This window comes from Amycolatopsis sp. (assembly GCF_035276945.1).
GTDB lineage: Bacteria > Actinomycetota > Actinomycetes > Mycobacteriales > Pseudonocardiaceae > Amycolatopsis_E.
In genome coordinates this window covers 1-13,793 of record NZ_DATELF010000101.1, presented here as the reverse complement: position 1 = coordinate 13,793, position 13,793 = coordinate 1, and the positions used below count along the sequence as shown (strand labels likewise).

Sequence of the window (13,793 nt, the reverse complement as noted above, 5' to 3'; positions counted from 1 at the left end):
GTCACCGTGCGGGTGGGACGCGGTCGAGCCAGGTCGAGAACCGCTGCTCGAGCAGCGACTGCTCGAAGGTCTGCGCCACCTTCAGATTGACGCGCGACTGCTCCTCCCAGACCGCGGGATCGGTGAGCAGGTCGGTCATCGCGCGGGCGAGCGCGTGGTGGTCGCCGACCGGCACCAGGCAGGACGGCTGGAGCAGTTCGGGCACACCGCCGACCCGTGAACCGACGGCCGGCAGTGCGCGGGCCATCGCTTCGATGAGCGTCCGCGGCATCCCTTCGGCGCGCGATGGCAACGCGAACAACGACGCCGAGTCCTGCAGCTCCCTGATTCGGGCGCGGTCGTCGAGGACACCGACGAACTCCACCCGCGCGGCAAGGCCGATCGAATGCGCCAGCTCGATCAGTTCGCCGTGGACGCGGCCGCCCCCGATGATGGTGGCCGTCACGTCGAGACCGTCGTCGACGAGCACCCGGAGGGCTCGCAGCAACACGTCGTGGCCCTTGTGGTGGTTCTCCTGGCCGCCGATCGTGATGATCCGGAAGGGGCCGGACTGCCAGGTGCGACCGTGCGCGGCCAGGGTGCCGCGCCGGAGCACCACATTGGACATTTCGATCGTCGGTGTGCCCGGTTGCCGCGGGTAACGCCGTTGCAGCGTCTCGTGGGTGACATAAAGCGACGCGGCCGCGTTCCGTACCAACCATCGCGTGTGCGACTCGGCGAGCTTGGCGAGACGGGAGCCGAGCGGGCCCGGCGCGGCGGCGCGCACCAGGTCCGCGGCGTCCCCAAGGACCTCCACGGCGTAGGCCCGCCGCAGGATACGGCACACCACGGCCGCGATCGACGAAACGAGACCGGGTACCCGGAGCACGATGGCGTCGGCGACGGCGACCGCCCGCGCCACCGCCGCGACCATGGCCGGCAGTCCGGTCACCCCGGCGCGGTCGGGCAGCGCCATCACGATGCCGTCGGGCACCGGTGGCGATGTCGCGACCGGCGTCGAGTCGCCCATCGCGATCACGCGGACTTCGTTGCCGTTCTGGCGGTAGCGTGCCCACTTCTGGCCACGGGCGGACGGGCCGAGTGGCGTCCAGCGGCCGTCGGACCGCATCGCGAACCGGGATTGGGTGAAGATGCTGAACACTCGGGCCGGACGGGGTTCCGGCGGCTCGACAACCCTCGCGCCGCGGGAGACCAGAACGCCTTGCCTATGCTCGGCGTACGCCTCGCGCAGCGCCGTGGCCAGCGCGTCGGGGTCACTACCGGGGACGACCCAGCCGGAGCCCGCCGGGATCGCCCGCGGGTCGCCGACGATACCGGGCACGCCCTGCACGGCGCTGCGGCCCGAGGGGGAAACGCAGACATCGGCCGCGGCGCGGTACGGCCGCTCATCTTCCACTGTGGACACCCAGGTGACACCGCTGTCCGGCTTGTCGAGGGTGAAGCGGACCGCCAGCTCCCGCCGGTACCGCTGGGCCGTTTCACCGGAACCGCCGACCAGGATCAGATGACTGTCCGGATGCTCGGCGTGAAACCCACGCCACGCGTCCAGCAGCACGTCGTGCCCCCGCCGCTTTGCTTCGGGCACCACCGAAACCGCGACAAAGCAGCCCGGCGAGATCCCCAGCGTCTCCCGGACCCCCATGCGCGCACTCATGCTCGTCTCTTTGGGATTTCGCGCGCGAGGAGTTTCATGCCGTCGCCACCTTCATCACCTTGACCACGGCACCCACCACTTCCATCATGTCGGTGCTGTTCAGGCCGGGATGCACGGGCAGGGTCAGCGAGGTCCGGCCGAGTTCGGCCGCGATCGGCAGCCGGGCCGGGACGCCTTCGATGGCTTCGAAGGCCCGTTCCCGATAGACCTCCGCGCAGCCCCCGAGACCACACGGAATGCCCTCGGCCACGATCGCCGCGACGATCCGGTCCCGGTTCCAGCCACGCGCGAGCTGCTCGGGACGGACATGCGCGTAGAACCGGTGATAGGCGTGCTCGACGTGCGCGGGCGGATCCTCCACCCGGAGACCGGACTGGCTACGCAACACGTCGAGCAGCATGCTGGCGTTGGTCTGCCGAGCCTTGCCCCAGTTCGGCAACTTGGCCAGTTGCAGGCGGCCGACGGCGGCCTGGATCTCGGTCATCCGGGCGTTGGTGCCGAAACTGTCGTGGAGCCAGCGCGAGCGCGGCTGGCTGGGGCTCCGGTGCATTTCCGCCACGTTCTTGCCGTGGTCCTTCAGTTCCCAGCAGCACCGCCACAGCTTGAGGTCGGAGGTGGTGATCGCACCGCCCTCGCCCGCGGTGGTGATGATCTTGTCGTCGCAGAAGGACCAGGCCGCGATATCGCCGAAACTGCCCACCGGCTGGCCGAAGTAACGCGCCCCATGCGCCTGGGAGCAGTCCTCGATCACCTTGATGCCATGCTTCTCGGCCAGCCGCAGCAGGGTGGCCATTTCCGCGGGATGGCCGGCGAAATGGACGACGACGACCGCGCGAGTACGTTCGGTCAGCACCGCCTCCACCGTTTCCGCGGTCAGGCACTGAGTACGCAGCTCGACGTCGGCGATCACCGGCCTCGCTCCACAATGGACAACCGCGCTGGCGACCGCGAAGAAGCTCGCCGCGGGTAGGATCACCTCGTCCCCGGGGCCTATTTCGAGACTGCGCAACGCCAGTTCCAGCGCCACCGTCTCGTTCGCCATCGCCACGGCGTACCGCGTGCCGACGGCGCCCGCGAACTCGTGCTCGAAGGCCCGGCCGTGCGGCCCGGTCCAGTAGTTCACCCTGCCGGAACTGAGCACCTCCCGTACCGCGGCGATTTCCTCTCCGTCGAAGATCGGCCAGCTCGGCAGCGGCGTGGTGCGAGCCGGCCGGCCACCATCGATGGCTAATGCGATCACTGTCGCCTCCCGTGGGTCAAAGGGACCTGTCCGAGGGCGCGGCGTGCGAAATCGTCCAGGCCCCCTGCGCCCGGGCGATTTCGCACGCCGGCGTGCTCATAGGTATTCCACCCGGCTACCGCGGGTGCGGTGCCGCGTGTCGAGTACCAGAGCGGATTCACGCTCGACGAGTTCGTAGTCCACGTCGTCGTGATCGGTGAGCAGCACGACCACGTCGGCCTGGCGCAGGCGGGACGTGTCGAGCTGGACGAGTTTCAGTTCGGGTGGGCAGCGGCGAGACTCCACGTACGAGTCCACCGCGCGGATCACGGCGCCCTGTTCGGACAGCAGTTCGGCCACCCGCAACGCGGGCGAACCACGGAGGTCGCCGGTGTTGGCCGTCCCGGACAGGCCCAGCAACAGGACCACACTGCCCGGCAACACTTTCCGCCGCGCCTCCAACGCTTCGACAACCCGCCGGACGACGTAGTCCGGCATCTGCTCGTTGATCTCGTTCGCCAGCGAGACGAACCGGAAGTCGTGGTGCTGGTCCTGACGGGACCGCCAGGGCAGCAAGCCGGGATCCACCGGCAGGCATCGGCTACCGATCCCGGGCCCCGGCAGGAATCCGAGGAACTCGAAGGGTTTCGTGGCCGCCGCCTCGACGGCCGCCCACACGTCCACCCCGACCTGGTGTGCGAACATCGCGATCTCGTTGATCAGGGCGAGGTTGACATGCCGGAAGGCGTTCTCCAGCAGCCTGGCGAGCTCGGCCACCCGGGTGGTGGCCACCGGCACGGTCGTTTCCACCAGTGCGTCGTAGAGCGCCTTGACCGCCGCCAGCGACCCCGCGTCCACTCCGGACACCAGCTTCGGCGTGTTGACGAAGTTCCATTTCGGATCGCCCGGCTCGGCCCGCACCGGGCTGTACCCGACCGCGAAATCCCGTCCCGCGGTCAGCCCGCTGCCCTTTTCCAGTAGCGGGACGACGACCTCCTCCGTGGTGCCGGGATAGCTGACCGACTCCAGCACGACGGTGGCGCCCGGGCGCACGTAAGGCGCGATGCCCTCGGTGGCCGACGCCACAGGATTCAGGTCCGACCGGGAGTTCCGCACGGTCGTCGGCACGGTGATGATCGCCACGTCGAACTCCTCGACGTCCTCATAGGACACCGTGGGGAGATAGCGTCCGGTGGACAAGGCGAGACTCAGCTCCGCGTCGGCAACATTGTGCAAATAGGACTTCCCGTCGCGAAGCGAAAAGATCCGAACCGCGTCCAGGTCCAAACCGACGACGGAGAAGCCTGCCGTGACCGCCCGCATCGCGATCGGCAGACCCGCGTAGCCCTGCCCCACCACCGCCAACCGAGTCACGCCTGCCCCTCCGCGAGTTCGCGCGCGACCGCGATCGGGTCGCCAGGGCGCTCGTCGGGCCGTCGGATCACGGGGTACGGAGGGCCCAGCCGCCCCGACAGCGGCACAAGGCGCGCTCGATGGCCGGCCTGGCAACCGCGCGTTGAGCTGGCGGTTCTCATGCCGGAACCTCCGTCCCCGGCACAGACACGAAACGGCTTTCCATCCAGGAAATGGTGCGCAGAAGGCCGTGCGGGAACGTCACGGGACGGATCTGCGGGAACAGCGCGGACAACGCGCCCGGCGCCGCCTGCGAGTGCTTGACGTCGCCGGGGCGCGGCGGCCGGTGGCGAACCTCGGGCCGGCGGCCCAGCAGTTCGGACAGGGCGGTCACGACCTCGTTCACCGTGGCCGGGGTCCCGTAGGCCAGATTCACCGGGAGGGCCCGCGTCGTCCTCACCACGACCGCCTCCGCGAGGATCTCCGCGACGGTGCCGACGAAGGTGAAGTCGCGGCTCTGTGCCCCGTCGCCGTGGATCACCAGAGGCATGCCGTGAAGCGCGTTGAAGACGAACGAGGGCACCACACCCGCGTCGGGGTGATTCGGCACCTGCAGCGGGCCGAACACGTTGAACAGCCGGAACACACACGATGCCAGCCCGAAGGACGACTGGTAGGCCGCGACATAGGACTCGACCGCGAGCTTGCCCGCCGCGTCGGGGCAGTTCGGCAGGCATGCCAGATCCTCGGTCCTGGGAAGCACGGGATTTCGCCCGTACACCGAACTCGACGACGCGACCACGACGTGCGCGCCGATCTCTCGCGCCGCGTCGAGCACGGTCAGCGTGCCGGTCACGTTCGGGTCCTGACCGGCCCGCGGGTGGTCGGCGGACCGCGACCCCGCGGGCGCGGCGGCGAGGTGCACGATCGAGTCGGCGCCCGCGCACGCCCCGGCGACCGCGCGGGGGTCGAGCACCGAGCCCGTGCGCAGTTCGACGTCGAGACCGGCGAGGTTGGCCTGTTTGCCCGTGCTCAGGTTGTCCAGCACGACCACCTCGTAGCCGGGGCGGCGCAGCAGTTCGCGGCACACGTTGGCCCCGATGAACCCGGCACCGCCGGTTACCACGACCTTCATCTGGCCTCGGCTTCCCTTCCCGGCCGGCCGGCGGCGACGATCCCGACGCTGGAAATCGAGCCACCCCGCCGCGGCGCGACGATCCGCGGAGACTCGACGAGCTCGGCCATCGCGGCCGCACAGCCGAGCCGCGCGCACGTGGCCAGCACGGTGTTCGCGGCCAGCCGCGGCACCGGGACGTGCGTGATCGCCGGATGGATCGGGCGGAGGTCGCACTCGCCCGGGCCGAGCATCGGTTCGTCCAGTTCCTCGCCCCTGCCCAGTCCGGTGTAGACGATCCGCGACTCGCAGCCGGACATCGCCATGAGCAGTTCGGCGAGTTCCGCGAGCCGGACGGGCGAGCCGAGGTCGGGCACCAGAACCTCGCCGGGGGAACCCGTGGCGGCGGCCTGGATGGCCAGCCGCACGGCTTCCGCGGCGGTCATCATTGGCCGGGTCGCGTCGGGATGGGGCACGGTCAGCGCACGGCCGGCGGCGAGCTGCTCGGCGAAGGTGGTCAGCACCGAAGCCCGGCCGTCCAGCACCTCACCCAGCCGCACCGACACGAAGGCGCCGCCGGTCCGGCCGGCGGCGTCGGCGACCAGCCGCTCCGCGATCCGGTTCGACCGGCCGAGCACGGTGACCGGGTGGGCCGCAGCGGCGCTGGAGATGTTGATCAGCCGCCGGACCCCGGCCTGCCTCGCCGCCTCCAGAACCGCCAGGGCGCCGACCACATTGGTCTGCCACGCCTGTTCGGGGTGCCGCTCCAGCAGCGCCGGCTGGGTCAGCCCCGCCGCGTGGAACACCAGATCGGGCCGCAGCTCGGTGAACAGCTCTCGCAGCCGGCCGCCGCCGGTGATGTCCGCGAGGAGCACGGCGGGCGAGTCGAGCCGAGGCTCGGCGAGCATCGACAGCCGAACCTCGTGCAGCGCCGACGGGTCGCGGTCCAGCATGAGCAGTTCGGCCGGGCCGAGCCGGTGAATCCACCGGCACAGCTCGCCGCCGACCGTGCCGCCCGCCCCGGTCACCAGCACGCGCTTTCCCCGCAGGCAGCCGGAAAGCCGGATCAGGTTGACCTCGATCCGCTGGCGGCCGAGCAGTTCGGCCACGTCGAGGTCCCACAGCTCGGGAAGACGGTTCCACGGCCGGAGTTGCTCGCTCAGCGGCGCGACCGTGTGCACCGCCAGGCGCGCCGTCCTGGCCAGTGCCTTGACCGCGCGGATCTTCGCCGGAGCCGGGTCCGCGAAAGCCACGATGAGCTGCTGGGCCCGGGTCTGCCTGGCCACCGTGACGAGCTCACGCCAGGTGCCGCGTACCGGCACCCCGGAGATCCGGCTGTGGCGCAACGCCGGGTCGTCGTCGAGCAGGGCGACCGGCAGCGTGTCACCGGCGGCGCCGGAAAGCATGGCGCGCACGAGTTCCCGGCCCCGCGTGCCCGCACCGTAGACGATCACCCGCCTGGCCGAGCGGCGGTCCGGCCGCGCCTTCCGGGCCCGGTGTCCACGGACGACCAGGCGCAGGCCCAGTGACGCCGGCAGCGCCAGGAAGGCCGCGATGACCGGCACCGAAAGCGGCACCGCCGGTTCGCCGCGAACCAGGTCCATGCCCAGCACGGCCAGGCAAACCACTCCGGTGACCACGGCCAGGTTGAGCGCCTCGTCGAGGCTGCCGGCCGGATACCGGCCGAGATAGAGATGGGAAAGGACACCGGCGAGCCACACCAGCGCCACCGCCGCGGCGGTGATGCGCGCCAGGCCGTTGGGGTCGACGTGCCCGAGGTCGAACTCGTAACGCAACCACGTCGCCCCGACCAGCGCCGCCGCCCACACACCGGCATCGGCCATCAGGGTGCCGGCGCGACCCAGCCACCGTGGTGTGGCGGCATAGGTCAGCGGAAAAAAGATCGAGGTGGGTCGCATGGATCGCTGTTCTCCCTAGAATGCGTCCGGCGAATTCGCCGGCAACGCCCCAGGATGCCCGCGGGGTCCGGGGAGACATCGGGGATTCGTTCGACCTAGCTGCGATCAGCGTAACATTTTCCCGGCGCGCCCGGCCGCCTGTTCACCGGATCGAGTCCAGCCGCGGGAAACGGTTACCCAAGGTGCGCCTCGAATTCGTGGCGCCGACCAGCGCGACAAACCTCCGGAGAGATTCGGCGATCATTTTCGCCGACTCGTGATGCCCGGTGGGGCCGAGCGCGATCGGGTCGGGAATCGCGTCCTCCTCCGGCGCGACGTAGTGCGAGGTACCGCGCAGCCGCCGGGCCGCCGCCACCGCCGCCCTGGCCGCCTCGACCGGGTCCTCCGGCAGCGTGCGCGGCGCCACCCCCTTGAGCAGCCTGGCCAGTTCTCGCAGGCAGAACGTCGTTTTCAGGGCGGACGGTTGCACTTCGACGACGAGCTTCCGGTGCAGCCGCTCGGCGGCCAGCACGAGGTCGGCACCGCCCACCGTCACCGGGTCGAGCACGCGGGCGCTGAACCCGCCCGCGATCCCGGCCAGGCCCCACCTGGCCAACTCGGCGCGGCTGTAGGGATGCATGGCGGCGCCGGGAATCGCCTCGGTACCGGCACTGGCGAGGGCGAACCGTGACGCGTTCGCCACGCCCAGCCGCTCCCGCAGCAAATGCCGGACGAGGATTTCAGCGAATGGGGAACGGCAGATTCCTCCGGTGCAGACGAAAAGAATCCGAAAATTCGGCGGATGCGGTTGCGAGGGGATCATGGGAGCAGGTTCACCTATTCAGAACATGTGTGCCCGGCCGCGCCGTGCGTTTCAGCGCAGTTGGTCGGCGGTGCGCGACAGGATGTCGGCGGGCAGCCGTCCGGTCAGCGTTCCGTGCGGCTTTCCACTGCCGTTGCGCCTGGCATCGCGCCGCGGGCCGGTCGCGATCTTCGCGATGGGGACGGTGCCGTCGAGGTCCGGATCGGCCTCCAGCGCCGAGTAGTACTCGTAGTACGGGCTCGCCGCGCCGCCCCCGGGCGCCATCGACAGCACCGTGCCGAGCACCCGCACCGAGACCGCTTCCAGCGCCGAAAGCGCGGCCTTGAGCTGGTTGCGTGTGGTCTTGCCGTGCCGCACCACGAGCAGCGCGCCGTCGCAGGCCGCACCGAGAACGGCTCCATCGGTGACCGGTAGCAGCGGTGGTGCGTCCAGCAACACCGTGTCGTAGCGCTGGTGCAGTTCGGTGAGCACGTTCGCCATCTGCCCGGACGCGAGCAGTTCGCTGGGGTTGGGCGGGATCGGCCCGCTGGCCAGCACGTCGAACAGGGCCGCGCCCCACGGCTGGAGCGCGTCGTCGAGGCCGACCCGGCCGGACAGCACGCTGGTCAGCCCGACGGCGCCTTCGAGGCCCAGGTAGTCCACCGCACGCGGGCGGCGCAGATCCGTTTCCACGACCACCACCCGCTGCCCCGCCCTGGCCAGCACGATGGCCAGGTTGCACAGCGTCGTCGTCTTGCCCTCCCCGGCCACCGCGCTGGTCACCACGATCGTCTTGCGGCACCGGTCGACGTCGATGAACTGCAGGTTCGTGCGGATCTTGCGAAACGCCCCGGCGCGGGGCGAGCGCGGGTGCTCCTGCACGGTCAGCGGATGCTTCGGCACGTCCGCGTCGTGCGCCACGCTCCCGAGATTGGGCGCGCCGGTGAGCTTTCGCAGTTCCTCGGCCGATTTGACGGTGGTGTCCAGGGCGTTGCGCAGCAGCGCCAGCCCGTACCCGGCGAGCAGCCCCAGCAGGGCACCCAGTCCGTAGTTCACCAGCGGGCGTGGGGCGACCGGTTCGGTCGGCACCGCGGCCGGTTCGACCACTCTGGCCGCGACCGGGGCGGGCAGCGTGTCCGCCGGCCTTTCCAGCTGGCTCAGCAGGCGGCTGAACGCCTCGCCGGTGGCGTCCGCGATTCCCTTGGCCACCAACGGCGAACGGTCGGTGGCGACGGCGGTGAGCAACAGCGTGTCGGGCTGCGTGGCCACCCTGATCCGGCTCGCGATCTCGTCGGCGGACATGCCGTTCCTGAGCTGGCTCGCGACGTCCCGGGCGACCCTGGTGCTGGTGAGCAGCCGCGTGTAGGACTTCACCTTCTGCGCCGGCACGGTCTGGGAGTCCACACCGGACTGTGCGGAAAGGTAGATCGTGATCTGCGCCGAGTACTCCCTCGGGGTCGACCAGGTGAGGGCGGCGGCCCCGGCCAGCCCGGCGGCCAGACCGAACAGAACGATTTTCCACCGCCCACGTGCTACCCGCAGATAATCGTGCAGGGTCACACCACACCTCCGGCCATTGGTTTCCGGCGTCACTAATCGACAGGGGCCGGATCGGCTGCCGATTTTACACACTACGGCTGTGGTGATCCGCATTGTCACCTGAAGGTGTGGGCCGGTCGTGATCCTCCGGCGAATCCAGTTCCTCGGCAAGAATCGCCTCGACCTTTCGCGCGGCACGCCGGAGCGCGAAGGCGATCACGATGACGAGCGGAATACCCGCCAACATCACGGTGCCGATGATCTCGAACCACAGCCAGAAGCCACCCATTGCCGTTCCCTGTCTCGTGCTTTGCTTGGATACGGCCAGGGGCTGGGGCCTTCTTGTTGTGCGCGAACGCGCCCACGGCTTCGGGCGGTTCCACCTCACCACCGCGCCAGGCTCACGTTCGGCACAACCATCGGTCAGCAATGCAGTCGGTCGTGAAGCTGGGTATGTTACAGGGAGGACCGGCGGCCGCAACTCGGGGCTCCGGCGGCCGCCGGTCGGTTTCGCGGAATTTCACGAGAATCCGCGATGGCTTTTATTCCGCCATGCCGGCACCGGTGCCGCGCGATCATCGTCGCGCCGGGCCCGCCCCAGGCGCGTCATCCGGCGCGGGTGAAATGGGCATAGCACTACTTACGCCGTCCAGGTGATAGCGCTGACCACGATAGTCTTCTTGGCACACTGCCAGCCGGTTTTTTCCCGGCAGGGCGAACAGTTTCTCACTCGTTCGGGAGATCTTTCGACTGACGGGTTCCCCGGGCCTCGCTTGCGCTGCGAATTCTCATAGCCTTGGCCCCGTCGGTGACCGAACGGAGAATCGCAATCAAGTCGCCCATGCCCGAACCCAAGATCACGCAACCGCCACCGCCCCGCGAGGCGATCCGGCGCCCGCGGCCCGGCGGAATGCTGCCCGACGTCGCGGAAACGGAGGACGATCCCGTTGTCACCGTGGTCTGCGCGCCCGCGGGATTCGGTAAGACCACCCTGGTGTCGAACTGGGCGGACGACGTCCGGCGCGCGGCCGGCCCCGGCAGCGTGGTCTGGGTGAACGTCGACGGGGCCGACAACGACCTCCCGGTGTTCTTCTCCGGTGTGCTGGCCGCGTTCAACCGGGCCAGGGCGGGCCAGCCGGCCGGGCAGGTCCCCGAGCCCCGCCGCACCGGACGGGACTTCGTGGCGCTGCTGGCCGAAGCCGTCAACCGGCGGCAGGAACGGGTCTGGCTGGTGCTCGACGACTTCCACCAGCTACGGGAGCCCAACGCCCAGCAGGTGGTGGACGTGCTGCTGAGGCGCATGCCGCGGAACCTTCGCCTGGTGATCTGCGGCCGGGTGGACCCCCCGGTCGGCCTGCACCGGCTGCGGATCGCGGGCCGGCTGCGGGAAATCCGCGCCGGCGACCTCGCCTTCTCCCGTGCCGAGACGGCCGAAGCGATCGCCCTGCACGGCATCCGGCTGTCCGAGGAGCACCTCGACCGGCTGGTCTCGCTCACCGGGGGCTGGCCCGCGGCGATCCGCCTTGCGGCACAGGCGTTGCGCGGCAGCCGGGACCCGGCGGGCACCCTGGATTCCTTTGTGGAGACCGATCGCGCGGTCTCCGAGTACCTGACCGGCGAAGTGCTCTCGCCCCTGTCCGAGGACGAACGGGGCTTCCTCCGGCGGCTGAGCGTGTCCGACCGGGTGCGGCCGGAGCTCGCCATCGCGCTGACCGGCCGCGAGGACGCCGCGGCCGTGCTCGAGTCCCTGGCCAGGTCGACGTCGCTGATCGCGCGTTCCGGTGCCGACGGGGACCGGTACCGGATGCACCCGTTCCTGCGCACCTACCTGCGAGCCGATTTGCGGCGACGGTTGCCCACCCTGCTCGCCGACCTGCACCGGATCGCGGCCGGGTGGTTCGCCGAACACGGCGAACCGGCGAGCGCGGTGGCGCACGCGGCCGGCGCGCGGGACGACGAACTCTCCGCGCGGCTGGTCGCCGAGCACGGCCTTGCCCTCGTCCTCGCCGGCGAACTGGCGACGCTGCGCAGGCTGGCGGCGACGCTGTCGGCGCGGGCACGGTCGGAAGCCGAGGCGGGACTGGTCCTCACGCTGGCGGACCTGGCGGCCGGCGACCGCGCGACCGCCGAGATGCGGTTGTCGGGCCTGACCGAGGCCGTGCGGAACACCCAGAGCGAACGCGTGCGCGACCTCGACCTGATCGTGCGCACGCACTGGGCCCGCCTGTCCGGACGGGTCGTTCCCGCGATGGACGACCTGGGCGGGCGGATCGAACGGATCGTCGACCCGGACCTGCTCATCTTCGCCCTGATCAACCGCGGCACCGTGCTGTTCTGGATCGGCGACCACCAGGCGGCGGGCCGCGACCTCAGCTGGGCGTTGCGCCTGGCCACCGCGCACGACTTCGACCACGCGAGCCTGCACTGCCTCGGCCATCTCGCCGGGGTGGCCTCAGTGGACAGCGACTATCCGCGGATGCGGCGCATGGCCGACGAAGCACTCCGGTTCGCCGAGCGGCGCGGCCTCACCGACAACCCGGCCGCGGGCTTCGCCTACACCGCCTCGGCCGGGGCGGCCTACCAGTTCCTCGAACACGAGCACTCCCGTGACCTCGCGCGCCGCGCGTTGCAGGTGCTCGGCACCAGCAACGACCGCGTGGTGGAGATGTACGCCGTCTCGTACGAGGCGGCGATCGACTTCGAATGGGGAGCGGACCCTCACGCGGCGCTGGTCCGGATGCGCCGCCTGTGGGCCACGGTGAGCCGCCAGGACTTCGTGCCGCCGACGCTGGTGGCGCATATGGCGACCATCGAGCAGCGCATGGCGCTGCGCCTGGGCAGGCCGGACTGGGCGGCCGAGGCCGAGCGCCGGGCGTCGGCATGGCTGGGCGAGTACGGCGAGGCGCAACTGCTCCGCGCCAGGATGCACGCCCATTACGGCAGGGTGACCGCGGCGCGCGCGTTGCTGGACAAGGTCACCAAGGGCCGGGTCCGGTGCCTGGTGGTGTCGACCCGCATCGAGGCGCACCTGCTCGCGGCCGTGCTGGCCGAGCGCGCGCACGACGGCCGGAGCGCGAACCTGGAGGTCCGGGCGGCGATCGAGCTGGCCGAGCCGCGGCGGGCCCTGCGGCCGTTCTACGACGCCGGTCAGGAGATCCGGCAGTTGCTCGTGCCCCAGCTGGGCCGGCTGGGCCGGCTGGACCCGTTCGTGGAGGAGGTACTCGAGGCGATACCACCCGCACCCGCCGGAGTCACCGCGGAACTCACCCCGCGGGAAGTCCAACTACTCCGGGAACTGCCGTCGCTGGCCACCATCGAGGAGATCGCCAGCAGCCTCTACGTGTCGGTCAACACCGTCAAGACGCACCTGCGGAACGTCTACCGAAAGCTGGGCGTCACCTCGCGCCGGGACGCGGTGATCGCGGCGCGCGAGCGGGGCCTGCTGTGAGCACGCGAGAACTTGTTCGAAGCCAAGGAAATCCCGAGGAGAGGGAGTCATGGAAAGGGTATCGGAGGATCTGATCCGCGCCTGGGAAGACGCGTATCGCCGTTACGGCAGCGCGGCCGGCGCCAATGTCGCACCGGCGTCCCGGGCGGTCGCGCTGGCCTGGCGGGACATCGCGAGCACCAGCAGGCTGCCGTGGTGGGTCCTGGCCGCGGTCGAGTCGGCGGCCGAGGCGTTCGAGGACCAGGCGGAACAGTGGGAGGCCCGTGCCCGGGCCGGCAAGCCCTGGCAGGGTGTGCCGAACACCCGTGAACCCGGTGACACGCCCGTCACCACCTCCGGCCATCTGCCCGCCATGGACGAAGCCGGCAGGCACTGAGTTTTCGCGGAAACCCTCTCCGCGGAACGGGTCGGCGGCCGCGTCCCGCCTCCAGGCGCGGCCGCCGAATTCCGGACTCAGCCCTTTCTGTCCGATGTGGACAAGTGGAGCGCGGGCAGTGCGGTCTTGGTGGCCGCGGCGAGCTCGGCCACGTCCGGCCCACCACCTCCGGCGGTCTGCAGTGCGATGTGGACGGTGTTGCGGTACGTCGAGACGGCGGCGTTGAAGGCGATGCCGTGCGCCAGCGGCACGATGGGATACAACTCGTCGAGTTCCGCACCGTCCAGCCGCAGCGGGATGTCCGGCACGGGCACGTTGGTGATCACCGTGTCGAACAGCAGCGGCGCGCTCCGGCGCAGCAGCGGCCCCACGGCGCGGTGGAGCGCGCCG

The 13,793-nt window shown here is 70.5% G+C and carries 11 protein-coding genes; 2 read left to right on the top strand and 9 right to left on the bottom strand.

Features of this window, described 5'->3' with window-relative positions:
* Position 1 precedes the first annotated feature (1 nt).
* The 8 genes from VJT49_RS17540 to VJT49_RS17505 form a co-directional block, all read right to left on the bottom strand.
* A complete protein-coding gene (locus VJT49_RS17540; protein WP_324165907.1) occupies positions 2-1,654 on the bottom strand; it encodes a glycosyltransferase in 1,653 nt (550 codons plus the stop codon).
* A gap of 34 nt (positions 1,655-1,688) precedes the next feature.
* Entirely contained in the window at positions 1,689-2,894 is a 1,206-nt protein-coding gene (locus VJT49_RS17535; RefSeq protein WP_324165906.1) for a DegT/DnrJ/EryC1/StrS aminotransferase family protein, read from the bottom strand.
* Between the two features lie 96 nt (positions 2,895-2,990).
* On the bottom strand, positions 2,991-4,247 hold the full coding sequence (locus VJT49_RS17530; protein ID WP_324165905.1) for a nucleotide sugar dehydrogenase: 1,257 nt from the start codon (positions 4,245-4,247) through the stop codon (positions 2,991-2,993).
* A 157-nt stretch (positions 4,248-4,404) separates the two neighbouring features.
* Positions 4,405-5,361, bottom strand: coding sequence for an NAD-dependent epimerase/dehydratase family protein (locus VJT49_RS17525; RefSeq protein WP_324165904.1), 957 nt, complete (start codon positions 5,359-5,361; stop codon positions 4,405-4,407).
* A complete protein-coding gene (locus VJT49_RS17520; RefSeq protein WP_324165903.1) occupies positions 5,358-7,259 on the bottom strand; it encodes a polysaccharide biosynthesis protein in 1,902 nt (633 codons plus the stop codon). Before VJT49_RS17520 ends, VJT49_RS17525 begins: the two co-directional genes overlap by 4 nt.
* Before the next feature lie 142 nt (positions 7,260-7,401).
* Entirely contained in the window at positions 7,402-8,061 is a 660-nt protein-coding gene (locus tag VJT49_RS17515; RefSeq protein ID WP_324165902.1) for a hypothetical protein, read from the bottom strand.
* A gap of 51 nt (positions 8,062-8,112) precedes the next feature.
* The gene (locus tag VJT49_RS17510) at positions 8,113-9,600 is read right to left on the bottom strand and encodes a polysaccharide biosynthesis tyrosine autokinase (protein ID WP_324165901.1); all 1,488 of its coding nucleotides are present in this window, start codon (positions 9,598-9,600) and stop codon (positions 8,113-8,115) included.
* Positions 9,601-9,664: 64 nt separating this feature from the next.
* Positions 9,665-9,868: a hypothetical protein gene (locus tag VJT49_RS17505; RefSeq protein WP_324165900.1), complete on the bottom strand. Its 204-nt coding sequence runs from the start codon at positions 9,866-9,868 to the stop codon at positions 9,665-9,667.
* A 552-nt stretch (positions 9,869-10,420) separates the two neighbouring features.
* On the opposite strand from VJT49_RS17505, the gene VJT49_RS17500 reads away from it, so the two are divergent.
* Together VJT49_RS17500 and VJT49_RS17495 are read left to right on the top strand one after the other, a co-directional pair.
* Entirely contained in the window at positions 10,421-13,027 is a 2,607-nt protein-coding gene (locus tag VJT49_RS17500; protein ID WP_324165899.1) for a LuxR C-terminal-related transcriptional regulator, read from the top strand.
* 49 nt (positions 13,028-13,076) lie between these two features.
* The gene (locus VJT49_RS17495; protein WP_324165898.1) at positions 13,077-13,403 is read left to right on the top strand and encodes a hypothetical protein; all 327 of its coding nucleotides are present in this window, start codon (positions 13,077-13,079) and stop codon (positions 13,401-13,403) included.
* A 77-nt stretch (positions 13,404-13,480) separates the two neighbouring features.
* On the opposite strand, the gene VJT49_RS17490 is transcribed toward VJT49_RS17495, so the two are convergent.
* Positions 13,481-13,793 (bottom strand): WS/DGAT domain-containing protein (locus tag VJT49_RS17490; RefSeq protein ID WP_324165897.1); only part of this gene is annotated, 313 nt, incomplete at its 5' end.

Bases quoted from the DNA above. Each gene is read 5' to 3' on its own strand.
- VJT49_RS17540 (WP_324165907.1), bottom strand. From the start codon at position 1,654: ATGAGTGCGCGCATGGGGGTCCGGGAGACGCTGGGGATCTCGCCGGGC.
- VJT49_RS17500 (WP_324165899.1), top strand. From the start codon at position 10,421: ATGCCCGAACCCAAGATCACGCAACCGCCACCGCCCCGCGAGGCGATC.
- VJT49_RS17525 (WP_324165904.1), bottom strand. From the start codon at position 5,361: ATGAAGGTCGTGGTAACCGGCGGTGCCGGGTTCATCGGGGCCAACGTG.
- VJT49_RS17495 (WP_324165898.1), top strand. From the start codon at position 13,077: ATGGAAAGGGTATCGGAGGATCTGATCCGCGCCTGGGAAGACGCGTAT.
- VJT49_RS17505 (WP_324165900.1), bottom strand. From the start codon at position 9,868: ATGGGTGGCTTCTGGCTGTGGTTCGAGATCATCGGCACCGTGATGTTG.
- VJT49_RS17515 (WP_324165902.1), bottom strand. From the start codon at position 8,061: ATGATCCCCTCGCAACCGCATCCGCCGAATTTTCGGATTCTTTTCGTC.
- VJT49_RS17520 (WP_324165903.1), bottom strand. From the start codon at position 7,259: ATGCGACCCACCTCGATCTTTTTTCCGCTGACCTATGCCGCCACACCA.